Source organism: Paraburkholderia sp. 22099, assembly GCF_052045835.1.
Classification (GTDB): Bacteria; Pseudomonadota; Gammaproteobacteria; order Burkholderiales; family Burkholderiaceae; genus Paraburkholderia; species Paraburkholderia terricola.
This window is the reverse complement of record NZ_JBQEPU010000002.1, coordinates 232,197-254,889: the sequence shown is the minus strand read 5'-3', so window position 1 is coordinate 254,889 and position 22,693 is coordinate 232,197. Positions and strand designations below refer to the sequence as shown.

Sequence of the window (22,693 nt, the reverse complement as noted above, 5' to 3'; positions counted from 1 at the left end):
TGCAGGCGCGTCGTGGCTCAGGATTCGAATGCGGCGGCGTCGTCGGCCGCTTCGAGATCGACTTCGGTCGCCGTCCCGGCAGGACTGGCGGGTTCGACCGAAGCCGCTATCGTGCTCACCGAGGCCGACGCATCCAGCGCCGGATTCCGCAGCTTCTCGAGTACCGAGGCCGGCACCGGCACGTTGACGCGGCCAATGACGTCGCCGTGCTGGAACATCAGCAGATCGCCCGGTTCGAACGCGGTCCACACTTCGTTGTCGGTCAGCGGCTTGGTTGCGATCACCGCGACCCGGTCTTCCGGCGTGGTGTATTTGGCGAAGTCGATCGAGACGTCCGCGTCGACCAGATGCGCGGTGGAAAACGGCCAGCGCCGCACGATGTAGTGCAGGTGCGTCGAGCAATGTGCAAACAGCGCCTGGCCGTTCGACATCAGGAAATTGAACACGCCGAATTGCGTGATCTCACGCGTGAGCGTTTCGAGCGCGGCGAACAGTTCGTCGAGCGGCGGCTGCGTGCCGGGGAAAGCCTTGCGCAAGCCTTGCAACAGCGCGCAGAACGCGAGCTCGCTATCGGTCGTGCCGACCGGCTGATAAACGCCCGTCAGCGCCGGCGAATAATCTTGCAGGTCGCCGTTATGCGCGAAGATCCAGTGGCGCCCCCACAATTCGCGCATGAACGGATGGCAGTTTTCCAGCAGGATGTGCCCTTGCGTCGCCTTGCGGATATGCGCAATGGTGTTCTTCGATTTGATCGGATAGCGCTTGACCATCTCGGCGATCGGCGAGGTGGCCGACGATTGATGGTCGATGAACAGGCGGCAGGCTTTGTCTTCGAAGAAGGCGATACCCCAGCCGTCCGCGTGGTGATCGGTGACGCCGCCGCGCGCCGCAAAGCCGGTGAACGAGAACGTGACGTCCGTTGGCGCGGCGCAGTTCATTCCGAGAAGTTGGCACATGTTGCGGGTAAGCCTGTGAACGGGGCGAGCCGTTACAATGACGATTTCCAAGCATATCACCGAGCCAGAAACGCCAAATAGCAAAATTGACGTGTGTTTAGGCTGCAATGTTGCGGTTTGAACAGGTCGATTGGCTTTTTGCCGCAGAATCTCGCCCCTTCGCCATGACCGCTCCCAACGCTCCCATCGATTCCCTCACCATCGCTCGCCCGGACGACTGGCATCTGCATGTGCGCGACGGCGCGATGCTCGCCGCCGTGCTGCCGGATACCGCACGCCAGTTCGGTCGCGCGATCATCATGCCGAACCTGAAGCCGCCGGTCACCACCACGGCGATGGCGCAGGCGTACCGCGAGCGGATCATCGCCGCGATTCCGGCCGGCGCGCGGTTCGAGCCGCTGATGACCCTCTATCTGACCGACAACACGCCGCCCGACGAAATCCGCCGCGCACGCGAAAGCGGTTTCGTGCATGGCGTGAAGCTGTATCCGGCGGGCGCGACGACCAACTCCGACGCGGGCGTCACCGACATCATGAAGTGCGCGAAAACGCTCGAAGTGATGCAGGAAACCGGCATGCCGCTGCTCGTGCATGGCGAAGTGACGGATTCGTCGATCGATTTGTTCGACCGTGAGAAAGTTTTCATCGACCGCGTGATGACGCCGCTGCGCCGCGAGTTTCCGGCGCTGAAGGTGGTGTTCGAACACATCACCACGAAAGATGCGGTCGACTACATCCGCGAAGCCGGCGTGGCGCCGGGGCTGCTGGGCGCGACCATCACCGCGCATCACCTGCTGTACAACCGCAACGCGATTTTCCAGGGCGGCATTCGTCCGCATTACTACTGCTTGCCGGTGCTCAAGCGCGAGACGCATCGCGTGGCGCTGGTCGAGGCGGCCACTTCCGGCAATCCGCGTTTCTTTCTCGGCACCGACAGCGCGCCGCATCCGAAGGGTCTGAAGGAACACGCGTGCGGCTGCGCGGGTTGCTACACGGCGCTGCACGCGCTCGAGCTCTATACGGAAGCATTCGACAAAGCCGGCGCGCTGGAGAAGTTCGAAGGCTTCGCCAGCTTTTTCGGCGCTGATTTTTACGGCCTGCCGCGCAGCGCGGAGAAGGTCACGCTGCGTCGTGAGGAATGGACGTTGCCGGCCGAGCTGCCGGTCGGCGATACACCGGTTGTGCCGCTGCGTGGCGGCGAGTCGATCGCCTGGCGCCTGGTTTGAGGTCGCCTTAGATGCAGGTGCATGACGCGGCGCGGCCGGGCTTCGCCGATATCGACTGGACGGCGCCGTGGTTCGCGCAGTTCGCCGGGCGCGGCCAGCGCTGGCAGCAGGCCGCGCTGACCAGTTACGCGGCCCTGCTCGCCGAAATGAACGCCGATGCCGGCGAGATGCGGCAGACCACCGGGCGCGGGCAGCGGCTTGCGTTCATCGCGCAAGACGATCTGCCGCCCGGCGCCGCATACGAGGCGCATATCGCGGCCACCGGCTGCGTGCCGACACGCCACAATCTGCATGACTTCTTCAACGGTTCGATGTGGTTTGCATTTCCGCGTATCAAGGCGGCGCTGAATGCGCGGCAGTCGGCGGCAATCGACGTGCTGGGCGTCGGTCCGACCCGCGGCGGCGTACGCGACACGCTGACCTTGTTCGACGAGAACGCGTTGCTGTTCGCCTGCGCCGATCCGGCATTGAGCGCCGCGTTACGCGGATTCGACTGGCGGACGCTGCTGGTTGCCCGGCGCGACGCTTGGGGTGCGAGTTGCGAAGTGCGCTGCTTCGGCCACGCGTTGCTGGAAAAGCTGATCGCGCCGTTCAAGGCCTGCACGGGGCATGCGTGGATCGTCGATGTGCCGTCCGACTACTTCCGATGGGACGCCGTGGCGCGCGACGCGTGGCTCGACGAATCCGTGAGCGCGGCGCTCCTGAACACCGACGCGTTGACGAGCCGTATGTTCGCGCCGCTTCCCGTGCTGGGCATTCCCGGCTGGTGGGCGGAGAACGAATCGCCCGCGTTTTACGACGACATTTCCGTGTTTCGGGCAGGCCGGCGCGTCGGCCAGACGCTTTAAGGGGCTGGCGCCGCTCCCCTCATGGACTTGGCCATTCGGCTATTTCAGCGGTTCAAGCGGCTTGCCGGCTACCCAAGTGTTAAAATCCTCGCCAGCAAAGCAGGCTAGGCAGTCGCGGCCTCCGCGGCTTCGGCCAAAGAGGGCGAGGAAAGTCCGGACTCCACAGGGCAGGGTGATGGCTAACGGCCATCCGTGGCGACACGCGGAACAGGGCAACAGAAAGCAAACCGCCGATGGCCCGGCGCAAGCCGGGATCAGGTAAGGGTGAAACGGTGCGGTAAGAGCGCACCGCGGCTGCTGCAAGGCAGACCGGCACGGTAACCTCCACCCGGAGCAATTCCAAGTAGGCAGGCTAGCATCTTCGAGATGCAGGACGGGGCCCCCGTCACGTCTGCGGGTAGGAAGCTCGAGCGTGTCAGTAATGGCGCGCCTAGAGGAATGGCTGCCACGCGCGTCGCGTTTTCGGACGTGGCGCGTGCACAGAATCCGGCTTATCGGCCTGCTTTGCCACCTGATATAACAAAAATGCCGGCGTCCATGCGGACGCCGGCATTTTATTTCGTGCTTATGCTGGGCGGCGGTTAGCAGCGAGCGCGCCGAACCGCGCGCCGCGCGACTCCTTAGCCCGCGACGATGTCGAATGAGTGCGTGAGCTCGGCGGTTTTCGCGATCATGATCGAGGCCGAGCAGTATTTGTCGTGCGACAGATTAATCGCACGCTCGACCGTGGCGGGGTTCAGGTTCTTGCCGGTCACGGTGAAATGAAAGTGAACCTTGGTGAACACTTTCGGGTCTTCGCTGGCGCGCTCGGCCTTCAGCGTCACCGAGCAGCCGGCGATTTCCTGGCGGCTTTTCTTCAGGATCATCACGACGTCGTAGGCGGTGCAGCCGCCCGTGCCGAGCAGAACCATTTCCATCGGACGCGGCGCGAGATTGCGGCCGCCGCCTTCCGGCGCGCCATCCATCGTGACGAGGTGGCCGCTGCCCGTCTCGGCCGCAAACGCCATCCCGTCCTGCCCCATCCAGCTAACTTTGCATTCCATGCTGTGCTCCACCGCGCTTCGCTATGAGAGACGCATTGTAGCCCGGCGTTTGGGTGTCCGCCCGAGGCGACTTTCGCCCGAAATTATGCGAACTAGCTACTTGCGTGTTGCACTGCGGCATGCACAGTCGGTTCGGGGAATGCATGGGGACTTTAGGGGTTTTACTCTAGACGGCACGTCCGCATGCGCTGGCAAAGAGGCCTTGTACCTTAATTTCAAAGGAAACTCGACGGTCCGGCCTGCAACGATAGTGTTTCTCATATTGCGGGATAGCATTTCGCAATGCAAATGTTCTTGCGTTGCACAAGGGCGTCTCATATAATCGATTTCATCGGTTGCAGCAGTTCGCAACCTCCGCTGTCTCCTCCACCTCCTCCTTTGGTGGATTAAACCCGAACCGCTCGTTCGGGTTTTTTTTCGTCCGCGCCTTTTTCCGTGCGAGGCTGATTTCAGCAGGACAGCGGGCTACATAGCGCGCCTTGCCAGCCAGATCACCGCACATCTCGCGCAAACTCCCGCGCCTTTTGACTTGGTGTAGCAAATTCCTTTATAATTCAGGGCTTTTCCGCATCCGCGCCCGCGGAGGAAGAACAGGGAGAGCCTGCACGCGCCTCGATGCGCACACTACAAGCAGGAAAAAACACATTGGGCGCAGCAATTTTTTTGGATCGATCATGAAGACGTTTTCCGCAAAAGCCCATGAGGTGACGCGCGAATGGTACGTGATTGACGCGACGGATAAGGTTCTCGGGCGTGTCGCCAGCGAAGTGGCACACCGTCTTCGCGGCAAGCACAAGCCTGAATTCACTCCCCACGTCGACACCGGTGATTTCATCATCGTTATCAACGCCGGCAAGCTGAAGGTCACGGGCAACAAGGCTACTGACAAGAAGTACTATCGCCACTCGGGTTACCCGGGCGGTATCTATGAAACGACGTTCGGCAAGATGCAGGAACGCTTCCCGGGCCGTGCGCTCGAGAAAGCGGTCAAGGGCATGCTGCCGAAGGGCCCGCTGGGCTACGCGATGATCAAGAAGCTGAAGGTCTACGCTGAAGCAACGCACCCGCATTCGGCACAACAGCCGAAAGCGCTCGAGATCTAAGGGGAGCCCACATGATCGGTAACTGGAATTACGGCACGGGCCGCCGCAAGAGCGCCGTCGCACGCGTCTTCATCAAGGCAGGCAAGGGCGATATCGTTGTGAACGGCAAGCCCATCGCCGATTACTTCTCGCGCGAAACGTCGCTCATGATCGTGCGTCAGCCGCTGGAACTCACGAACCACGCCGCTACGTTCGACATCAAGGTCAACGTCACGGGTGGCGGTGAAACGGGTCAAGCCGGTGCGGTTCGCCACGGCATCACCCGCGCACTGATGGACTACGACGCAACGCTGAAGCCGCAACTGTCGCACGCCGGCTTCGTGACGCGTGATGCCCGTGAAGTCGAACGTAAGAAGGTCGGCTTCCACAAGGCACGTCGCAGGAAGCAATTCTCGAAGCGTTAATCGCTTCGGGTGCGAACCGGCTTTCGGGCTGGAGCGCCGCAAAAGCCGCCAACGCTTTCGCGAAGGCGGCTTTTTTATTGCTCGCGCGGCGTCGCTCTGTCGCGGTGGATTCAGCGCGTGGCCGGCGATTCATCCGCTCGGGCGGGCTGCTGCCGGCAATCGCGCCGCCCGTCGATTTTCGTGGAAGAACCCATTGATTTTGTGGGCTTCGGCACGATATCGAGATCAGCCCTACAATAGCGGTTAGAAGCTTTTTGGAGAGTTCGAATGAACGCAGTCACCGACACACCCGTGACCGAGATGCCCGCCCCCTTCGTTTTTACCGACGCAGCGGCTGACAAGGTCAAGCAACTGATCGAAGAAGAAGGCAATGCGGACCTCAAACTGCGCGTTTTCGTGCAGGGCGGCGGCTGCTCGGGCTTTCAGTACGGTTTTACGTTCGACGAAGCCGTTAATGAAGACGACACCATCATGAACAAGAGCGGTGTCCAGTTGCTGATCGATTCGATGAGCTACCAGTATCTGGTCGGCGCCGAAATCGACTACAAGGACGACATCAACGGCGCGCAATTCGTCATCAAGAACCCGAACGCCACGACCACCTGCGGTTGCGGCTCGTCGTTCTCGGTTTGATGGCCGGTTAGGCGAACAAGTTGTAAATGGAAACGGGGCTTCGGCCCCGTTTCCATTTGTCAGCGAGGATAAATCGCCCCCAGCACGCGTTCCGCGGCCGCACCGGTGACCGCCGGCAGATTGCCCGGCAGGCGCGCCACGCAGCGCATCGCCAGCCAGGCGAACGCTAGCGCCTCGACCTGGCTCGGCGGCACGCCGAGCGCGTCGGTCGTCATTACCGGAACGCCGCCGACGCCGCTGTCCTCCAGCGCCTGCTGCAGCGCCTTCAGAATCTCCGGGTTGCGCGCGCCGCCCCCGCATACGTAGACCGCTCTCGCATCCGACGCATGCCGCTCGATTTCGCGTGCGACCGTCACCGCCGTGAGGGCGACCAGGGTCGCTTGCACATCCGCGGGGGCGAGCGTTGCGAACGGCTGTAGCTTTGCGTCGAGCCATTCCGCATTGAACAGGTCGCGGCCGGTACTTTTCGGCGGCTGCTGCGCGAAAAACGACTCATCGAGCAAAGCGTTGAGCAGCGTGCGGTCCACCTGGCCGCCCGCCGCGAAATGACCGTTTTCGTCGAACGGTTTGCCGAGATGGCGTTCGGCCCACTCGTCGAGCAGCGCGTTCGCCGGCCCGCAGTCGAAGCCGCGCACGCTGCCGGTCGCGTTCAGAACCGTGATGTTGCTGATGCCGCCGAGATTGCAGACCACCCGCGTCTCGTCCTTCATGCCGAACACCGTGGCATGAAACGCCGGCACGAGCGGCGCGCCTTGCCCGCCCGCCGCGACGTCGCGGCTGCGGAAATCGGCGATGACGTCGATATGCATCATTTCCGCGAGCAACGCGGGGTTGTTGATCTGCCGCGTGTAGCCTTTTTCCGGCCGATGCCGCACCGTCTGCCCGTGCACGCCGATCGCGCGCACCTCCGGGGCGGATAGGCGTCCGCCGCGCAGCAGTTCGTGGCAGCACACCGTGTAACGGGTCGCGAGCGCGTTGGCGGCCAGCGCCTCGCGTTCGATTTCGTTGTCTCCCGGCTGTTGCAAGGCGAACAGCGCTTCGCGCAGGCCCGCCGCGAAGCCGACAAACGCCTCGGCCAGCACCTCCGGCGGTTTCCCTTGGGCAAATCTGACGGCTACACCGTCCACGCCGTCCATGCTCGTGCCTGACATCAATCCGAAGTAGATGCCGTCTGCGGGGTCTTGCGCCACGTTGCTGCTCCTGTCGATGGTTCGTTGCGTTGGTTGTAGCAGATTCTTGGCGCAAGCGCGGCTGAAGAAAAAGCGCGACCGCGCTCACCGCCATGCCCGCACGCGGAAATCGTGCGCCGCCGCACCCGTTGTGGCCGACTCAGTGGGCGCGGCGGCGTGCATCTATGGGACAATCACCCTTTTTCGCGACTTCAAGTTTCCAGCATGAGCACCGAGTCCACCAAGCCCAGTCCCGCTTTTCCGATCACCGACGAAGTCCGTCATGCGCTCGCCGTCACCAAGCGCGGCGTGGACGAATTGCTGATCGAAGAGGAATTCGCGCAAAAGCTCGCGAAGAGCGCGGCGACCGGCACGCCACTGCGCATCAAGCTCGGGCTCGATCCCACCGCGCCAGATATTCACATCGGCCATACGGTCGTGCTGAACAAGATGCGTCAGTTGCAGGACCTCGGTCACACAGTGATCTTTCTGATCGGCGATTTCACGTCGCTGATCGGCGATCCGTCGGGCCGTAACGCCACGCGGCCGCCGCTCACGCGCGAGCAGATCGAATCGAACGCGAAAACCTATTTCGAGCAGGCCGCGCTCGTGCTCGACCGCGACAAGACCGAGATCCGCTACAACAGCGAGTGGTCGATGCCGCTCGGCGCGGACGGCATGATCAAGCTCGCGTCGCGCTACACGGTCGCGCGGATTCTCGAGCGTGAAGATTTCACCAAGCGTTTCCAGAGCGGCGTGCCGATCTCGATCCACGAGTTCCTGTACCCGTTGATGCAAGGCTACGACTCCGTCGCGCTGAACGCCGACCTCGAACTCGGCGGCACGGATCAAAAATTCAATCTGCTGGTCGGCCGTGAGTTGCAGAAGCAGTACGGCCAGGAACAGCAGTGCATCTTGACGATGCCGCTGCTCGAAGGGCTCGACGGCGTCGAGAAGATGTCGAAGTCGAAGAACAACTACATCGGCATCAGCGAAAAGCCGAACGACATGTTCGGCAAGCTGATGAGCATTTCCGACGTGCTGATGTGGCGTTACTTCGAGCTGCTCTCGTTCCGCCCGATGGAAGAGATCGCCGGCTTCAGGAAAGAGATCGAAGCGGGCCGCAATCCGCGTGATTTCAAGGTGATGCTCGGGCAGGAAATCGTCGCGCGCTTTCACTCGCAAGCCGACGCCGAGCGCGCGCTCGAAGACTTCAACCATCGCGCGAAGGGCGGGGTGCCGGACGATATTCCGTCGCTCACGCTGGCCGGCGCGCCGCTCGCGATCGGCCAGTTGCTCAAGCAGGCCAACCTCGTGCCGTCGACGAGCGAAGCGCTGCGCAACATCGAGCAAGGCGGCGTGAAGATCGACGGCGCGACCGTGTCCGACAAGGGTCTGAAGGTTGAGGCCGGCGAGTACGTCGTGCAGGTCGGCAAGCGCCGTTTTGCGCGCGTCACGCTGACGGCCTGATGAGCCGTGCATTGCATTCGGAGCGGCGCCGATGATCGCGCTGATCCAGCGTGTGCGGCACGCGGAAGTGCGCGTGAACGATCGCGTGACCGGCGCGATCGAAGCGGGGCTGCTGGCGCTCGTCTGCGCGGAGCGCGGCGACACAGAAGCCGCAGCCGACCGGCTGCTCGCCAAGGTGCTCGGCTACCGCGTGTTCAGCGACGCGGCCGGCAAGATGAATCTCTCCGTGCAGAATCTCGACGGCGCGGGCCGCGCAGGCGGTTTGCTGCTCGTTTCGCAGTTCACGCTGGCCGCGGATACGAACAGCGGCTTGCGCCCCAGCTTCACGCCAGCCGCGCCACCGGATGAAGGCAAGCGGCTCTTCGATTACTTCGTTGCGGCGGCCCGCGTGAAGCATCCGATTGTGGAGACAGGCGAATTCGGCGCTGACATGCAGGTGTCGCTCGTCAATGACGGGCCGGTCACCTTCTGGCTCCAGGCGAACGCCTAAGCGCGCGCCAACATGAGGCGCGCAACGGCGCGCGCGTCTACTCTCCGGCCGCATTTGCGACAATACCGGCTCGGCATAACCGGCGAATGGCGCCCACTTCATCCCATGACCACGCAGATTCTGTTCATCCGCCACGGCGAGACCGACTGGAACCGCATCAAGCGCATTCAAGGTCACATCGACATTCCGCTTGCGACGACCGGGCTCGAGCAGGCGCAACGCCTTGCGCGCCGCATCGCGAATGAAGCGAAGCAGGGCGCGCGGCTCGATGCGATTTATTCCAGCGACCTGCAGCGCGCGCAGCAAACCGCGCAGCCGATTGCCGAGATGCTCGGCTTGCCGCTGCAACTGCGCGAGGGTTTGCGCGAGCGCTCCTATGGCGCGTTCCAGGGGCATGACAGCGACGAGATCGCCGCGCGTTTCCCCGATGAACACGCGCACTGGCAAACCCGTGATCCGGGTTTCGCACCGCCGGAAGGCGAGTCGCAACGCGTCTTCTACCATCGCGTGCTGCATGCGGTCGAGCCGCTAGTGGCCGCGCATCCTGGCGGACGAATCGCGTGTGTCGCGCATGGCGGCGTGCTCGATTGCGTGCGCCGGTTCGCATGCGCCTTGCCGCTCGATGCGCCGCGTGATTACGCGTTGCTGAATACGAGCGTGAACGTGGTGGATTTTGACGACGGCAAGGCGTCCATCGTGTCGTGGGCGGACGTGTCGCATCTCGATGCGCCCAGCGCGGACGATAGTTTCAAGAAGGTGCTGTAACCGCGAAGTCGATCGGGCGGGGCGCTGGGGCGCGCCGCTTCGAACTGCATGCGCCCGGCTCAGGTCGCGGCCGAATCCCACAAGCCCGGCAGTCCGCTCGACGAGTCCGGCGCGGCGAGACCGAAATGCCGGTAGGTCAGCAGCGTGGCGACCCGCCCACGCGGCGTGCGCTGCAGGAAGCCTTGCTGGATCAGATACGGTTCGAGCACGTCTTCGATCGTGTCACGCTCTTCGCCGATGGCAGCCGCGAGATTATCGACGCCGACCGGGCCGCCGTCGAACTTGTGCAGAATCGCTTCGAGCAGCTTGCGGTCCATCAGGTCGAAGCCGACCGCGTCCACGTCGAGCATTTTGAGCGCCGCGTCGGCCACTTGCGCGGTGATGTTGCCGTCGGCTTTCACCTCGGCGAAATCGCGCACGCGCCGCAGCAGCCGGTTGGCGATCCGCGGCGTGCCGCGCGCGCGCTTGGCGATTTCAAACGCGCCGTCCGGATGGATCTGTGCATTCAGCAGCGACGCCGAACGCGTGACGATGCGCGAAAGTTCCTCGGCGTTATAAAACTCCAGCCGCGCCACGATGCCGAAGCGGTCACGCAGCGGATTGGTCAGCATGCCCGCGCGCGTGGTCGCGCCGACCAGCGTGAACGGCTGCAGGTCCAGCTTCACGCTGCGCGCGGCCGGCCCTTCGCCGATCATGATGTCGATCTGATAGTCCTCCAACGCCGGATACAGAATTTCCTCGACGACCGGAGAGAGCCGGTGGATTTCGTCGATGAACAGCACGTCGTTGGCTTCGAGATTGGTGAGCAGCGCGGCGAGATCGCCGGCGCGTTCGAGCACTGGGCCGGACGTTTGCCGCAGATTCACGCCCATTTCCCGCGCGATGATGTGCGCGAGCGTGGTCTTGCCCAAACCAGGCGGCCCGAACAGCAGGACGTGGTCGAGCGATTCCGAACGGCGCCTGGCGGCCTCGATGAAAATTTCCAGCTGGCCGCGCACTTTTTCCTGCCCGACGTATTCCTCGAGCTGGCGCGGGCGCAACGCGCGCTCGAACGCTTCTTCGTTCGGCGAGACGGGCGTGGCCGCGATGATGCGTTCGGCGGCGAGTTTGTCGGTTTCGATCATGGGTTCATTGTACCGCGCGCGCCTGGCTTCAACCCTTGGACAGCGCCTTCAACGCCAGCTTGATGCCCTCGGAAACGCCGGTGCCGGCCGGCACGTTTTTGACGGCCGCCAACGCTTCTTTCTCGGAGTAGCCCAAGGCAAGCAGCGCGTTGAGGATATCGGGGGCGTGGCCGGATGCCGACGCCGCGCCGGCCATCGCGCCGAGATCCGCGCCGAGCTTGCCCTTCAGTTCGAGCAGCAGCCGTTCCGCCGTTTTCTTGCCGATGCCCGGCACGCGCGTGAGACGCGCCGCATCCTGCAGCGTCACGGTCTGCGCGAGTTCGTGCACGCTCATGCCCGAGAGCACCGCCAGCGCCATGCGCGCGCCGATGCCGGAAATTTTCAGCAGTTCGCGGAAGGTCGAGCGTTCCTCGGCTGTACCGAAGCCATACAGCAGATGCGCGTCCTCGCGCACGATCATTTGCGTGAGCAGCACGACACGCTCGCCGGTCGACGGCAGGTTGTAGAACGTGCTCATCGGCACGTCGACTTCATAACCGACGCCGTTGCAGTCGACGAGCAAATGCGGCGGATTTTTTTCCAGCAGAACGCCGGCAATGCGACCGATCATGGGGAGTTCATTCTTGAGAGAAAGGGCGAGTGTAGCGCAGCGAGCGGGCAGCGCGTCGTGCGCTTTTTCGCTTAACCGACGAGGCGTCCGCGCCTGACCCGCAGCCCCTTCTTCGCCAGCGAGGGTGCGATGCCGCCGAGCGTGCTCAGCGTCGATCCGCCGTGAGCGTGGCAGATCGCCATGCCGAGCGCGTCGGCGGCGTCGGTACTGGGTACGCCGGAAAGACTGAGCAGCCGCACCACCATCTGCTGCATCTGCTCCTTGGTTGCGCGCCCGTAGCCCACCACGGCCTGCTTCAACTGCAACGCGGTGTATTCGGCGACCGGCACGCCGCCCGCCACCAGTCCGCAGATTGCCGCGCCGCGTGCCTGGCCGAGCAGCAAAGTGGATTGCGGATTGACGTTGACGAACACTTTTTCAATCGCCGACTGATCCGGCGAATGCTGGCGAATCAGCGTGGAGATGCCTTCGAAAATGGTGCCGAGACGCGACGGCAGATCCGCGTCGGCGGTCTTGATGACGCCGCTCGCGACATAGCTGAGCGTGTGACCGCTTTGATCGATCACGCCGAAGCCGGTCACGCGCAAGCCGGGGTCGATGCCGAGAATTCTCATGGAGTGCCGCACGCGCGGTAAAAAGCTGGTGCCTGCGATACTACAACGAACGTGCCGCGCGGCGGCCGGCATGCGGCGATGTCGGCGGAATAAAAACTGCTGCTGCATGCGTACAGGGAGGTCATCGCGGATGGAGCGCTATCGTAATGTCAGTGGCGATTCGGGCGTCGCGGCGTATGAGATTGGCGACGACTATGTCGCGGTCCGTTTCAAGACCGGCGTCGCGTATTGGTACACGGAGGCGAGCGTCGGTGTGAAGCACGTTGCTGCGCTCAAGCGTCTCGCGCGACGAGGGCAGGGGCTCAGCACTTACATCAGTCAGCATCCCGATGTCAGCGGAGGTTACGAGAGAAAGGACCCGGACGATTGAACGGTGCAGCGCAGAGGGAAGGCAACAAAAAAACGGCCTGATGGAAGTCTCCACCAAGCCGTCTCATTCAAGCCAACTGGGTGACCGATGCGTCAATCGAACCGCGCGCCGTGCCCCAAAAAGCCGGAATCAATGCCGGAAGTGCCGCACCCCGGTCAACACCATCGCGATGTTGTGCTCATCAGCCGCGCCGACCACTTCGTCGTCGCGCATCGAGCCGCCCGGCTGGATCACGCAGGTCGCGCCCGCGGCCACCACCACATCGAGACCGTCGCGGAACGGGAAGAACGCGTCCGACGCCACGGCCGAACCGGTCAGCGTCAAACCGGCGTTCTGCGCCTTGATGCTCGCGATGCGCGCGGAATCGACGCGGCTCATCTGGCCCGCGCCGACGCCGAGCGTCATGCCGTTGCCGCAGAACACGATGGCGTTCGACTTCACATACTTCGCGACGCGCCACGCGAACAGCAGATCGTCCATTTCCTTCGGCGTCGGGTGACGCTTCGTGACCACGCGCAATTCACGCGGCTGCACGTTCTTCGAATCGAGCGACTGCACCAGCAGACCGCCGCCGACGCGCTTCAGATCGAACGCGTTATGGCCTTCGCCCAAGGCGATTTCCAGCAGACGCACGTTCTGCTTGGCCGCGAACACCTGGCGAGCCTCGACGCTGAACGACGGCGCGATCAGCACTTCGACGAACTGCTTGGCCACGGCTTGCGCCGCCGCTTCGTCCACTTCGCGGTTGAACGCGATGATGCCGCCGAACGCCGAGGTCGGATCGGTCTGGAACGCCTTGGCATACGCTTCGCTCGCGTCCGCGCCCACCGCCACGCCGCACGGATTGGCGTGCTTGACGATCACGCAGGCCGGCACGTCGAAGGTCTTCACGCATTCCCACGCCGCGTCGGAATCCGCGATGTTGTTGTACGACAGTTCCTTGCCTTGCAGCTGGTTGTAGTTCGCGAGCGCGCCGGCCGGCACGGACAGGTCGCGATAGAACGCGGCGCTCTGGTGCGGGTTTTCGCCGTAGCGCAGGTCCTGCACCTTGTCGAACGCGAGATTGAAGGTAGCCGGATACGTGTTGCGCGACGCGTGTTGCAATTCGTCGGTCAGGCTCGTCAGGTAGTTCGTGATCGCGCCGTCGTATTGCGCGGTGTGCGCGAATACCTTGGTGGCGAGGCGGAAGTTCGTCTTGTACGACACCGCGTTGCCGTTCGCGCGCATCTCCTCGAGCACGACCGCGTAGTCCGCCGGGTCGACCACCACCGTCACGTCGCGATGATTCTTCGCAGCGGAGCGCAGCATGGTCGGGCCGCCGATGTCGATGTTCTCGATCGCGTCTTCCAGCGAGCACGCTTCCTTCGACACCGTCTGCACGAACGGGTACAGGTTCACGACCAGCAGGTCGATCGTCGGAATGTCGTGCTTTTCGAGCGCAGCCATGTGCTCCGGCAGATCGCGGCGCGCGAGAATGCCGCCGTGCACCTTCGGATGCAGCGTTTTCACGCGCCCGTCCAGCATTTCCGGGAAGCCGGTGTAATCCGCGACTTCGGTGACGGAGAGGCCCGCGTCCGCGAGCAGTTTCGCGGTGCCGCCGGTCGACAGGATCTTGACGCCGAGGTCCGACAGCGACTTGGCGAAGTCGACGATGCCGGACTTGTCGGAAACGGAGATGAGCGCTTGCTTGATCATGATGAAGACGAAAAGCCGAAGGGAAACGTGGCAGGGCGCGAAGAAATGACGACGCGCTACAACAAACCGTGCTGTTGCAGCTTCTTGCGCAGCGTATTGCGGTTGATGCCGAGATACTCGGCGGCCAGCGACTGATTGCCGCCGGCCTGCTCGAGCACCACTTCGAGCAAAGGTTTTTCCACGCATGAAATGACCATGTCGTAGACGTCGTGCGGATTGGAGCCGTCGAGATCCTGGAAATAGATGCCCAGGCTGTCGCGGACAGATTGTTCGATGTTGTTCTTGCTCATGCTGCTAGTCGGTCGGTATGGTCCGGCTCGCCGTCGTTGTTGTCGAGCGTTTCGTCGACGTAGACGAGGCGCTCGGAGATCGCCTTCTGTGCGTCGAAGAATTCGTTGACGGCGAGGAGTTGTTCGCGCGTGGTGTCCAGCGTATTCATGCGATGCCGGAACACGTTGGCGCCAGAAAGGCCGCGAGTGTACCAGCCGATGTGCTTGCGCGCAGTGCGCACACCGGTAAATTCGCCGTAGAACGCGTAGTGATCCTCGAGATGCTCGTTCATCACCTGCTGGATTTCGTCGATGCGCGGCGGCGGCAGCAACTCGCCCGTTTGCAGGAAATGCTCGATCTCGCGGAACAGCCACGGGCGCCCTTGCGCGGCGCGGCCGATCATGATCGCGTCGGCGCCGGTGGCGGCGAGCACCTCGCGCGCTTTTTGCGGCGACGTGATGTCGCCGTTGGCGACCACCGGAATGCGCACCGCCGCCTTCACCGCGGCGATGGTGTCGTACTCGGCCTCGCCGTGATACAGGTCGGCGCGCGTGCGGCCGTGCACGGTCAGCATCGAAATGCCGGCGGCTTCGGCGAGGCGCGCGATGGTGAGCGCGTTCCGGTTGTCGCGATCCCAGCCGGTGCGGATCTTCAGCGTGACGGGCACCGCGTCGGGGCCGACGCCCACCGCGCCCACCACCGCCTCGACGATGCGCTGCACCAGCGGTTCGTTCTGCAACAGCGCCGAACCCGCCGCCACGTTGCACACTTTCTTGGCCGGACAGCCCATGTTGATGTCGATGATCTGCGCGCCGTTCGCCACGTTGTAGCGGGCCGCCTCGGCCATCATGGCCGGATCGGCGCCGGCGATCTGCACGGCGATCGGCTCGACCTCGCCCGCGTGGTTGGCGCGGCGCATGGTCTTTTCGCTTTTCCACAACTGCGCGTTCGAGGCGACCATTTCCGACACCGCATAGCCCGCGCCCAGCCGCTTGCAGAGCTGCCGGAACGGCCGGTCGGTCACGCCGGCCATCGGGGCGACGAACAGGTTGTTACGCAGATTGTGGGAGCCGAGAGTGGGCATGACGTGGACGCGCGCGCAACCGATTGTTCAATTTCGTCAATCGGAGCGTTCGCGAAATGCAAGGGAAAACCGCTATTTTAGCGTTAACGGGTAACCGGGACTCGACATGTGTCGACCGTAACCCATTAAATCTTCTATGAAAGCGGGCCGGTTCATAGAGCCGCCGCCGTTTGCGCCGCTTGCTCCAAGCGCCCGGAAAACCGCGCAAAAAAACCGCGCGGCGCAAGCGGGCGGTGCGCTCAGCGGCGCTGTCCGAACATCATCTGACGCGCCAGCGCGGTTTTCACCGGCGGCACGAATTCGAGCGCGGTGAGCGCGAGGCCGCGCATGATCGCGAGCGGCGCAAAGTCGATGGTGAACAGACGCGCGAGCGTGTCGGTGGCGCCGATCGTCATGCGCCGGTCGAGCGCGCGGCGTTGCGCGAAAGTCGCGAGGGCGAGCGGCGTCGGGCCTTCCGCGGATAGCGCGTCGGCGAGCGCGTGCGCGTCGCGCAGGCCGAGATTCAAACCCTGGCCCGCCACCGGATGCAGCGTCTGCGCCGCGTTGCCGATCGCGACGACGCGGCCCTTCACGAGCGTATCCACCGCGTTCAGTCCGAGCGGAAACGACGCGCGTCCCCGGATCTGCGTGAAGCGGCCCATCCGGTCGCCGAAGGCGGCGCCGAGTTCGCGCAGGAATTCGTCGTCGGAAAGCTGCGTGCGGCGCGCGGCTTCCTCGGGTGCGCAACACCACACCAGCGCGTAATCCGCGCCGCGCACGCCGCCCATCGGCAGGAGCGCGATCGGCCCTTGGGACGTGAAGCGCTCCCACGCCACGTGCGGCTGCGGCGCCGATGCGCTGACCGTGCCGACCAGCGCGGTTTGCCCGTAGTCGCGCGTGTCGCCCGCCGCCGCGCTCTTGCCGGCTTTCTTCTGATCGCCGAACAGGCCGCCTTCGGCGTTCACCAGAATGCGGGTGCGCAAATGCCGCGTGACGCCCGCGGTTTCGATCGGCAGCGTGACGCCGTCGTGTTCCTGCGTGGGCGCGGCGGCGGAGGTGGAGCGGAACCAGTGCACGGGCGTGGCATGCACCGCTTGCGCGAGACCGTGGACGATCGAGCCGTAGCGCAGCACGTAGCCGAGCGCCGGCAAGCCGTGCTCGCGCTGGTCGATCAGCGTGCGGCCGAAGTGTCCGCGCTGCGACACGTGAATGCGCTCGATCGCGGTGGCGTCGGCGGGCCAGTTCAGCGGCTCCAGAATCATCCGGCTGCCGTGCGACACGGCGATCGCGCGCGGATCGGCGATCGAATCCTCCGGCTCGCGCGCGTCGACGAGCGCGATCTTGAGCGCATGCGTCGCGCTGCGGCGCGACAGCCAGCCGGCGAGCGCCAGCCCGACCGGACCGGCGCCGACGATCGTCACGTCGAAATCGAATGACTGAGCGGAGGCGGCGGGCTTCAGAATCACCGCCGACTGGGAAACGTCGTTCATCGCGGATTACGTCCTCGTTTCATGGGCCGCGCGGGCTTCCTGCATGAGCGCCTCGATCTCGTCGGCGGCCACCGGCACGTCGCGCGTCATCAGCTCGCAGCCGGTCGGCGTGACGATCGCGTCGTCCTCGATGCGGATGCCGATATTCCAGTAGCGCTCCGGCACGCCTTCGGCCGCACGGATGTACAGGCCCGGCTCGACGGTCAGCGTCATCGACGCCTGCAGCGTGCGCCACGGCAGCGTGCCCGCTTCGTCGCGCGGCGCGCCGCGCTCGCGGTAGTCGCCGACATCGTGCACGTCCATGCCGAGCCAGTGGCCGGTGCGGTGCATGTAGAAGGGCGCGTAGGCGCGCTCGGCGATCACGTCGTCGACCGAGGCGAACTTCGTGCGCTCGACGATGCCGGTGTCGAGCAAGCCTTGCGACAGCACGCGCACCGCGGCCTGGTGCGGCTCGTCGAAGCTGGCGCCGGGACGCGTGGCGTCGACGGCGGCCTGCTGCGCGGCCAGCACGATGTCGTAGAGTTCGCGCTGCGCCGGCGTGAAGCGGCCGCTCGCCGGAAAGGTGCGGGTGATGTCGGACGCGTAGCCGTCGAGTTCGCACGCCGCGTCGATCAGGATCAGGTCGCCGTCCCGGGCAATCGCGTTGCCTGCCGGGTAATGCAGCACGCAAGCGTTGGCGCCCGCCGCGACGATCGACGTGTAAGCCGGCGCCTGCGCGCCGAATTTACGGAACGTGTAGAGCAACTCGGCTTCGAGTTCGTACTCGCGCACGCCGGGGCGGCACGCGGCCATCGCGCGACGATGCGCTTGCGCGGAAATCCGCCCCGCGCGGCGCATGACGGCGAGTTCGTGGTCGTCCTTGAAGAGCCGCATGTCGTCGAGCAGCGGCATCAGGTCGCGCGCGGCGCCGGGCGCCGCGACGCCGCTGCGGCCTTGCGCGCGCACCGCCGCAAGCCAGCCGCGCACTTGCTCATCCAGTTGCGCCGACGTGCCGAGCGCGTAATGCACCGACGGCTTGTCGGCGAGAAGCCGAGGCAGTTGCGCATCGATTTCGCCGACGGCGAATGCGGCGTCGAAGCCGAACGCCGCGCGCGCGCCTTCCGGGCCGAAGCGGAAGCCTTCCCACGTCTCGCGCTCGACGTTTTTCTCGCGGCAGAACAGGATCGACGCCGGCTCGCCGGTCGCGGCGCTGGCGTCGAGCACCAGCAATGCCTCGGGTTCGGTGAAGCCGGTCAGGTAATAGAAGTAGCTGTCGTGCCGGTACGGATAGTCGGCGTCACGGTTGCGCACCGTTTCGGGCGCGGTGGGGACGATGGCGACGCCGCCGCCCGCGGCGCGCAGCGCGGCGAGTACGCGCTCGCGGCGCGTGCGGTAGACGTCGATGGCGATGGTGGGTTCGGTCGGCTGGTTCATCGTGCGATTGTAGCGCCCAATGCCGCGACCTATTTGACGGGGCTACTGGCGCGCAGGCCCGTGACGGCGGCCGAGCCCACGAAGTGCTGGAGGCCGCCGCCCGGCCCCCGTGGCCGCTACACCGCGCCAACGTAAGACAGCGCGATGGCCGCCCGTGCATGCCGTCCGCGCGCCCCTTGCCGCCGCGTTGGCCGTTCGGCCGGCTAGACGCAGAACGAGCGACGGGGCAATGTTGCAATCCATCCACAACGAGTCTGCATGCGGCTCGCGAACGTGCGGCGTGCTGCTCGGGAATGCCGCCAAGCCCTTATACTTTCGCCGAATTCAAGAAAAGGCAGATGGTCATGATGAAACTCATCGGTTCGCTCGCCAGCCCCTTCGTGCGTAAAGCGCGGATCGTGCTGGCCGACAAGAAGATCGACTACGAACTGGTGCCCGAGAACGTCTGGGCGCCGGACACGAAGATTCACACCTTCAATCCGCTCGGCAAGGTGCCCTGCCTCGTGATGGAAGATGGCGAAGCGGTGTTCGACTCGCGGGTGATCTGTGAATACGTGGACACGCTGTCGCCGGTCGGCAAGCTGATTCCCCAGTCGGGGCGCGAGCGTGTCGAGGTGCGTTGCTGGGAGGCGCTCGCCGACGGCATGCTGGACGCGGCAGTGCTGATTCGCCTCGAAGGCACGCAGCGCGCGCCCGAGCAGCGCGTGGAAGCCTGGGTCGCGCGGCAGCAGCGCAAGATCGACGAAAGCCTGATCGCGATGTCGCAGGGTTTGGGCAGCAAGCCGTGGTGCGCGGGCAATCACTACACGCTCGCGGACATCGCGGTGGGCTGCGCGCTAGGCTACCTCGACTTCCGCATGCCCGAGTTGAACTGGCGTGAACCGTATCCGAATCTGGACAAGCATTTTCAGAAGCTTTCGCTGCGCCAGTCGTTTATCGACACCGTGCCGGCGAATTGAACGGGCGGTTATCGGCGTGCACAGGGAATAAGAAGCGAATAAGAACCGCATAAGCAGCGAGTAAGCACCGCGCCGGCGATGCGGCCGTCGTGAACGAATGCTTGCCCGAATTCGCGGCAACTTTGAAAATTGAGGTCATTCAAGCTTGCAAAAGCATGAATAAAACCTTGCATCGTGGTAAAAAACGCCTGCTCGTCAGGCGTTTTTTTTGTCTGCGCGCGTGGCGCAATGGCTGATGCAATCGACATACACTGATTTTATTTGTCGGCAGTAGGCGGCCATTGCGAATGGGGCGGCGCATTAAAAGCGCGTCGCCGAAATCAATAACATCGCAAAGAGACTTCCACGATGAAACAGTATCGCCTCGTCATCGCCGCTTCGGCGTTCGCGTTGCTTGCCGCATGCTCCAGTGTCGGCAATGTCGATCCGTCCGCCTTGATCCAGTCCGGCCACTTGGCCACCCAGGCCGCCACCTTGAGCGACACCGACGTGCGCGCGCTGAGCGACAAGTCCTGCGCGCAACTGGACAGCGAAAACAAGATCGCCGCGCCGAACAGCAAGTACCAGAAGCGCCTCGACAAGATCGCCGCGCAACTGGGCGACAACATCAACGGCACGCCGGTGAACTACAAGGTGTATCTCACGAAGGACGTCAACGCCTGGGCAATGGCCAACGGCTGTGTGCGCGTCTACAGCGGCCTGATGGACATGATGAACGACAGCGAAGTGCGCGGCGTGGTCGGCCACGAAATGGGCCACGTGGCATTGGGCCATACGAAGAAGGCGATGCAGGTCGCATACGCGACCTCGGCGGTGCGCTCGGTGGCGTCTTCAACGGGCGGCGTGGCGGCGGCGCTGTCCGGTTCGCAGCTCGGCGAGTTTTCCGAGAAGCTGATTAACGCGCAATTCTCGCAAGCCCAGGAAAGCGCGGCCGACGATTATTCGTTCGATTTGCAGAAAAAGAAGAAGCTCGATCCGTCGGGATTGGTGACGGCATTTAACAAACTCGCGCAGGCGGACGGCGGCAAATCGAGCATATTGAGTTCGCATCCCGCTTCACCGGCGCGTGCGCAGCATATTCAGCAGCGGATCGCTTCGAATCAGTAACGCCTGATTTATGGAAAACGCGCTGGCGGAATCCCGTCAGCGCGCGTTTTTCTATTGAGGGTTGATGTTCGGCGATGAATTCACCGCGCCGCTTTCACGCATGAACGGACGGCGCGGTGACGCAGGATTTACTGCGGCTTATTGTTTCCATTCCGGCGCCGCGTTATCCCCGGCCCGAATGCAAACCCAAACGCCAGCAGCAGCAACGAAACCGCCAGCACCGTATTGTTGCCGCTCGTCACATAGGGCGTGCTGCCCGAAGTGCCTTGCACCGTCAGATCGAGCGAGCCGATCGTGTACGGCGTCAGCCGTCCGAGCACCTTGCCGTTGGCGTCGATCGCGGCGGTCATGCCGGTGTTGGTGGCACGCAGCATGGGCCGGCCCGTCTCCAGCGAACGCATGCGCGCGATCTGCAGATGCTGGTCGAGCGCGATGGTGTCGCCGAACCAGGCGAGGTTGGTGGAGTTGATCAGCACGCCGGCTGGCGTGTCGCTCTCGCGAATGGTGCGCGCGATCTCCTCGCCGAAAATGTCCTCGTAGCAGATGTCGACCGCGACCGGCTGGTTATGCACGATGAACGGCTTCTGCACCGGCGCGCCGCGCGCGAAATCGCCAAGCGGAATGCTCATCAGATTGACGAACCAGCGAAAGCCCCACGGCACGAATTCGCCGAACGGCACGAGGTGATGTTTGTCGTAGCGATACACGTCGCGGGTGCCGGGCGTGACGCCGAACAGACTGTTCGTATAGTCGACCACCCGGCCTTCCGGCGTGATGGTGCCGCCGATCGCGCCGAACAGGATCGCGCTGCCGGTCGAATCCGAGAAATCGCGCACCGCCGACGCGAACCGCGGCGGCAACTGCTGCGCGAGCACGGGAATGGCGGTTTCCGGCGTGATGATGAGGTCGGCGGGCTTTGACGTAATCATCTGCTGATACTGCTCGATCGCGGCGCGCATACCGGATTCCTCGAACTTCATTTCCTGTTTCACGTCGCCTTGCAGGAGGCGCACCGTCAGTGGCGCGTTGGCGGGCACCGTCCATTGCACGAGCGGCAGCAGCAGGCCGGCCGCGATCAGCGCCAACGCGATGCCGCCGGGAACCGCGATGCGCGCAATGCTGCGTTCAGAGCCGGTGGGTTGACTGCCGCCGCTGTCGGCCAACACGCGCGCGGGCAGCAGCGGCAGCAGCGCCTGCACGATCAGCGCCGCCGTCAGCGCCAATATCCAGCCGACGCCATACACGCCCGCCACCGGCGCGAAACCGGCGAACGGTCCATCCACCTGTGCATAACCGCTCGCGAGCCACGGAAAACCGGTGAATATCAGGCCGCGCAGCCATTCGCTAATCGCCCAGGCGCTCGCGAAGGCGAGCGCGCCGTGCCACGTCGGGGAAAACGGTTTGTCGGTGTTGGACGCGCCGTTGCGCGCGTGGCCGGCGCAAAACGACCACACGCCGGCGGCCAGCGCGGGATAGAGCGCCAGATACAAGGAGAACAGCACCACCGCCGCGCCCGCGAGCGGCGCGGCCATGCCGCCGTAGTCGTGCATGCTGACGTACAGCCACCAGACGCCCGAGACGAAGTTGCCGAAGCCGAAGGCGCCGCCCGTCAGCGCGGCGCTTTTCCAGCCGGTGCTGCGCGTGAGCCACGCGAAAAAGAACGTGAAGATGACGAGTTCGAGCCAGCCGCCATGCGGCGTGGGCGCGAACGACAGCGTGTTCGCCGCACCGGCGGCCAGTGCGACGAGGTAATGCCAGCGGGGCAGCGCGCGGCCGCGGGTGTCGGCGGCAGCGGCGCTCACGCCGCTGCGCGAACGGGTGGTAATCGGGTCGGCCATTATTGCGCGGTCGGCGTGAGGAGTTGGGAAGCG

24 protein-coding genes and 1 other RNA gene are annotated in these 22,693 nt (G+C 64.2%); 12 read left to right on the top strand and 13 right to left on the bottom strand.

Features of this window, described 5'->3' with window-relative positions; translation table 11 throughout:
• Positions 1 to 17 precede the first annotated feature (17 nt).
• Entirely contained in the window at positions 18 to 956 is a 939-nt protein-coding gene (locus tag ACTJLC_RS03435) for a class II glutamine amidotransferase (protein WP_440843253.1), read from the bottom strand.
• A 164-nt stretch (positions 957 to 1,120) separates the two neighbouring features.
• Here ACTJLC_RS03435 and pyrC point away from each other — a divergent pair, with 164 nt between their 5' ends.
• The 3 genes from pyrC to rnpB all read left to right on the top strand — a co-directional run bounded on the left by pyrC (position 1,121) and on the right by rnpB (position 3,540).
• Positions 1,121 to 2,182, top strand: a complete 1,062-nt coding sequence (gene pyrC, locus ACTJLC_RS03430; RefSeq protein WP_310131728.1) for a dihydroorotase — start codon at positions 1,121 to 1,123, stop codon at positions 2,180 to 2,182.
• An 11-nt stretch (positions 2,183 to 2,193) separates the two neighbouring features.
• Positions 2,194 to 3,030, top strand: coding sequence for a DUF3025 domain-containing protein (locus ACTJLC_RS03425; RefSeq protein ID WP_440843252.1), 837 nt, complete (start codon positions 2,194 to 2,196; stop codon positions 3,028 to 3,030).
• A 96-nt stretch (positions 3,031 to 3,126) separates the two neighbouring features.
• An RNA gene (rnpB, locus tag ACTJLC_RS03420) (RNase P RNA component class A) lies at positions 3,127 to 3,540 on the top strand.
• Positions 3,541 to 3,650: 110 nt separating this feature from the next.
• Here the strand turns inward: rnpB and ACTJLC_RS03415 are convergent.
• Positions 3,651 to 4,073, bottom strand: coding sequence for an OsmC family protein (locus ACTJLC_RS03415; RefSeq protein WP_073429099.1), 423 nt, complete (start codon positions 4,071 to 4,073; stop codon positions 3,651 to 3,653).
• A gap of 674 nt (positions 4,074 to 4,747) precedes the next feature.
• Here ACTJLC_RS03415 and rplM point away from each other — a divergent pair.
• From rplM to erpA, 3 genes are all read left to right on the top strand, one after another.
• Complete coding sequence (rplM, locus tag ACTJLC_RS03410; protein ID WP_020069304.1) at positions 4,748 to 5,176, top strand: 50S ribosomal protein L13; 429 nt, start codon at positions 4,748 to 4,750, stop codon at positions 5,174 to 5,176.
• 11 nt (positions 5,177 to 5,187) lie between these two features.
• Complete coding sequence (rpsI, locus tag ACTJLC_RS03405) at positions 5,188 to 5,580, top strand: 30S ribosomal protein S9 (protein WP_073429098.1); 393 nt, start codon at positions 5,188 to 5,190, stop codon at positions 5,578 to 5,580.
• A 267-nt stretch (positions 5,581 to 5,847) separates the two neighbouring features.
• Complete coding sequence (erpA, locus tag ACTJLC_RS03400; protein WP_073429097.1) at positions 5,848 to 6,213, top strand: iron-sulfur cluster insertion protein ErpA; 366 nt, start codon at positions 5,848 to 5,850, stop codon at positions 6,211 to 6,213.
• Between the two features lie 59 nt (positions 6,214 to 6,272).
• On the opposite strand, the gene ACTJLC_RS03395 is transcribed toward erpA, so the two are convergent.
• Positions 6,273 to 7,403, bottom strand: a complete 1,131-nt coding sequence (locus ACTJLC_RS03395) for an anhydro-N-acetylmuramic acid kinase (protein WP_440843251.1) — start codon at positions 7,401 to 7,403, stop codon at positions 6,273 to 6,275.
• Positions 7,404 to 7,607: 204 nt separating this feature from the next.
• On the opposite strand from ACTJLC_RS03395, the gene tyrS reads away from it, so the two are divergent.
• The 3 genes from tyrS to ACTJLC_RS03380 all read left to right on the top strand — a co-directional run bounded on the left by tyrS (position 7,608) and on the right by ACTJLC_RS03380 (position 10,107).
• On the top strand, positions 7,608 to 8,852 hold the full coding sequence (tyrS, locus tag ACTJLC_RS03390) for a tyrosine--tRNA ligase (protein ID WP_073429095.1): 1,245 nt from the start codon (positions 7,608 to 7,610) through the stop codon (positions 8,850 to 8,852).
• Positions 8,853 to 8,883: 31 nt separating this feature from the next.
• Positions 8,884 to 9,342, top strand: coding sequence for a D-aminoacyl-tRNA deacylase (gene dtd, locus ACTJLC_RS03385; protein ID WP_083083161.1), 459 nt, complete (start codon positions 8,884 to 8,886; stop codon positions 9,340 to 9,342).
• Between the two features lie 105 nt (positions 9,343 to 9,447).
• Positions 9,448 to 10,107 (top strand): histidine phosphatase family protein, encoded by a 660-nt coding sequence (locus tag ACTJLC_RS03380; RefSeq protein WP_083083163.1) that lies wholly within the window; start codon positions 9,448 to 9,450, stop codon positions 10,105 to 10,107.
• A 59-nt stretch (positions 10,108 to 10,166) separates the two neighbouring features.
• Here the strand turns inward: ACTJLC_RS03380 and ruvB are convergent, their stop codons facing one another.
• The 3 genes from ruvB to ruvC form a co-directional block, all read right to left on the bottom strand.
• Positions 10,167 to 11,231, bottom strand: a complete 1,065-nt coding sequence (gene ruvB / locus ACTJLC_RS03375) for a Holliday junction branch migration DNA helicase RuvB (RefSeq protein WP_073429092.1) — start codon at positions 11,229 to 11,231, stop codon at positions 10,167 to 10,169.
• A 28-nt stretch (positions 11,232 to 11,259) separates the two neighbouring features.
• Positions 11,260 to 11,841, bottom strand: coding sequence for a Holliday junction branch migration protein RuvA (gene ruvA / locus ACTJLC_RS03370; RefSeq protein ID WP_073429091.1), 582 nt, complete (start codon positions 11,839 to 11,841; stop codon positions 11,260 to 11,262).
• A gap of 71 nt (positions 11,842 to 11,912) precedes the next feature.
• Positions 11,913 to 12,455: a crossover junction endodeoxyribonuclease RuvC gene (ruvC, locus tag ACTJLC_RS03365; RefSeq protein ID WP_073429090.1), complete on the bottom strand. Its 543-nt coding sequence runs from the start codon at positions 12,453 to 12,455 to the stop codon at positions 11,913 to 11,915.
• Positions 12,456 to 12,585: 130 nt separating this feature from the next.
• On the opposite strand from ruvC, the gene ACTJLC_RS03360 reads away from it, so the two are divergent.
• Positions 12,586 to 12,825, top strand: coding sequence for a hypothetical protein (locus ACTJLC_RS03360; RefSeq protein ID WP_073429089.1), 240 nt, complete (start codon positions 12,586 to 12,588; stop codon positions 12,823 to 12,825).
• 129 nt (positions 12,826 to 12,954) lie between these two features.
• On the opposite strand, the gene purH is transcribed toward ACTJLC_RS03360, so the two are convergent.
• The 5 genes from purH to ACTJLC_RS03335 all read right to left on the bottom strand — a co-directional run bounded on the left by purH (position 12,955) and on the right by ACTJLC_RS03335 (position 18,756).
• A complete protein-coding gene (gene purH, locus ACTJLC_RS03355; protein WP_310131741.1) occupies positions 12,955 to 14,520 on the bottom strand; it encodes a bifunctional phosphoribosylaminoimidazolecarboxamide formyltransferase/IMP cyclohydrolase in 1,566 nt (521 codons plus the stop codon).
• A 56-nt stretch (positions 14,521 to 14,576) separates the two neighbouring features.
• Entirely contained in the window at positions 14,577 to 14,810 is a 234-nt protein-coding gene (locus ACTJLC_RS03350; RefSeq protein WP_006049915.1) for a Fis family transcriptional regulator, read from the bottom strand.
• Complete coding sequence (dusB, locus tag ACTJLC_RS03345) at positions 14,807 to 15,874, bottom strand: tRNA dihydrouridine synthase DusB (protein ID WP_073429087.1); 1,068 nt, start codon at positions 15,872 to 15,874, stop codon at positions 14,807 to 14,809. The genes ACTJLC_RS03350 and dusB overlap by 4 nt, the downstream gene beginning before the upstream one ends.
• A gap of 239 nt (positions 15,875 to 16,113) precedes the next feature.
• A complete protein-coding gene (locus ACTJLC_RS03340) occupies positions 16,114 to 17,343 on the bottom strand; it encodes a UbiH/UbiF/VisC/COQ6 family ubiquinone biosynthesis hydroxylase (RefSeq protein ID WP_083083171.1) in 1,230 nt (409 codons plus the stop codon).
• Between the two features lie 6 nt (positions 17,344 to 17,349).
• Positions 17,350 to 18,756, bottom strand: coding sequence for an aminopeptidase P N-terminal domain-containing protein (locus tag ACTJLC_RS03335; protein ID WP_310131745.1), 1,407 nt, complete (start codon positions 18,754 to 18,756; stop codon positions 17,350 to 17,352).
• A 344-nt stretch (positions 18,757 to 19,100) separates the two neighbouring features.
• Here ACTJLC_RS03335 and ACTJLC_RS03330 point away from each other — a divergent pair, with 344 nt between their 5' ends.
• Entirely contained in the window at positions 19,101 to 19,715 is a 615-nt protein-coding gene (locus ACTJLC_RS03330; RefSeq protein WP_176035726.1) for a glutathione S-transferase C-terminal domain-containing protein, read from the top strand.
• Positions 19,716 to 19,723: 8 nt separating this feature from the next.
• On the opposite strand, the gene ACTJLC_RS03325 is transcribed toward ACTJLC_RS03330, so the two are convergent.
• Positions 19,724 to 19,963: a hypothetical protein gene (locus tag ACTJLC_RS03325; RefSeq protein WP_310131747.1), complete on the bottom strand. Its 240-nt coding sequence runs from the start codon at positions 19,961 to 19,963 to the stop codon at positions 19,724 to 19,726.
• A gap of 100 nt (positions 19,964 to 20,063) precedes the next feature.
• Between ACTJLC_RS03325 and ACTJLC_RS03320 the strand changes: the two genes are divergently transcribed.
• Positions 20,064 to 20,822 carry a M48 family metallopeptidase gene (locus tag ACTJLC_RS03320; RefSeq protein ID WP_310131749.1) on the top strand — a complete coding sequence of 253 codons (759 nt, stop codon included), beginning with the start codon at positions 20,064 to 20,066 and terminating at the stop codon, positions 20,820 to 20,822.
• Positions 20,823 to 20,950: 128 nt separating this feature from the next.
• On the opposite strand, the gene lnt is transcribed toward ACTJLC_RS03320, so the two are convergent.
• Positions 20,951 to 22,660 carry an apolipoprotein N-acyltransferase gene (gene lnt / locus ACTJLC_RS03315; RefSeq protein WP_310131750.1) on the bottom strand — a complete coding sequence of 570 codons (1,710 nt, stop codon included), beginning with the start codon at positions 22,658 to 22,660 and terminating at the stop codon, positions 20,951 to 20,953.
• Positions 22,661 to 22,693: the final 33 nt, after the last annotated feature.

Coding starts and splice junctions, on each gene's coding strand:
- ACTJLC_RS03435 (WP_440843253.1), bottom strand. CDS start 956: ATGTGCCAACTTCTCGGAATGAACTGCGCCGCGCCAACGGACGTCACG.
- pyrC (WP_310131728.1), top strand. CDS start 1,121: ATGACCGCTCCCAACGCTCCCATCGATTCCCTCACCATCGCTCGCCCG.
- ACTJLC_RS03425 (WP_440843252.1), top strand. CDS start 2,194: ATGCAGGTGCATGACGCGGCGCGGCCGGGCTTCGCCGATATCGACTGG.
- ACTJLC_RS03415 (WP_073429099.1), bottom strand. CDS start 4,073: ATGGAATGCAAAGTTAGCTGGATGGGGCAGGACGGGATGGCGTTTGCG.
- rplM (WP_020069304.1), top strand. CDS start 4,748: ATGAAGACGTTTTCCGCAAAAGCCCATGAGGTGACGCGCGAATGGTAC.
- rpsI (WP_073429098.1), top strand. CDS start 5,188: ATGATCGGTAACTGGAATTACGGCACGGGCCGCCGCAAGAGCGCCGTC.
- erpA (WP_073429097.1), top strand. CDS start 5,848: ATGAACGCAGTCACCGACACACCCGTGACCGAGATGCCCGCCCCCTTC.
- tyrS (WP_073429095.1), top strand. CDS start 7,608: ATGAGCACCGAGTCCACCAAGCCCAGTCCCGCTTTTCCGATCACCGAC.
- dtd (WP_083083161.1), top strand. CDS start 8,884: ATGATCGCGCTGATCCAGCGTGTGCGGCACGCGGAAGTGCGCGTGAAC.
- ACTJLC_RS03380 (WP_083083163.1), top strand. CDS start 9,448: ATGACCACGCAGATTCTGTTCATCCGCCACGGCGAGACCGACTGGAAC.
- ruvB (WP_073429092.1), bottom strand. CDS start 11,231: ATGATCGAAACCGACAAACTCGCCGCCGAACGCATCATCGCGGCCACG.
- ruvA (WP_073429091.1), bottom strand. CDS start 11,841: ATGATCGGTCGCATTGCCGGCGTTCTGCTGGAAAAAAATCCGCCGCAT.
- ruvC (WP_073429090.1), bottom strand. CDS start 12,455: ATGAGAATTCTCGGCATCGACCCCGGCTTGCGCGTGACCGGCTTCGGC.
- ACTJLC_RS03360 (WP_073429089.1), top strand. CDS start 12,586: ATGGAGCGCTATCGTAATGTCAGTGGCGATTCGGGCGTCGCGGCGTAT.
- purH (WP_310131741.1), bottom strand. CDS start 14,520: ATGATCAAGCAAGCGCTCATCTCCGTTTCCGACAAGTCCGGCATCGTC.
- ACTJLC_RS03350 (WP_006049915.1), bottom strand. CDS start 14,810: ATGAGCAAGAACAACATCGAACAATCTGTCCGCGACAGCCTGGGCATC.
- dusB (WP_073429087.1), bottom strand. CDS start 15,874: ATGCCCACTCTCGGCTCCCACAATCTGCGTAACAACCTGTTCGTCGCC.
- ACTJLC_RS03340 (WP_083083171.1), bottom strand. CDS start 17,343: ATGAACGACGTTTCCCAGTCGGCGGTGATTCTGAAGCCCGCCGCCTCC.
- ACTJLC_RS03335 (WP_310131745.1), bottom strand. CDS start 18,756: ATGAACCAGCCGACCGAACCCACCATCGCCATCGACGTCTACCGCACG.
- ACTJLC_RS03330 (WP_176035726.1), top strand. CDS start 19,101: ATGATGAAACTCATCGGTTCGCTCGCCAGCCCCTTCGTGCGTAAAGCG.
- ACTJLC_RS03325 (WP_310131747.1), bottom strand. CDS start 19,963: ATGTCGATTGCATCAGCCATTGCGCCACGCGCGCAGACAAAAAAAACG.
- ACTJLC_RS03320 (WP_310131749.1), top strand. CDS start 20,064: ATGAAACAGTATCGCCTCGTCATCGCCGCTTCGGCGTTCGCGTTGCTT.
- lnt (WP_310131750.1), bottom strand. CDS start 22,660: ATGGCCGACCCGATTACCACCCGTTCGCGCAGCGGCGTGAGCGCCGCT.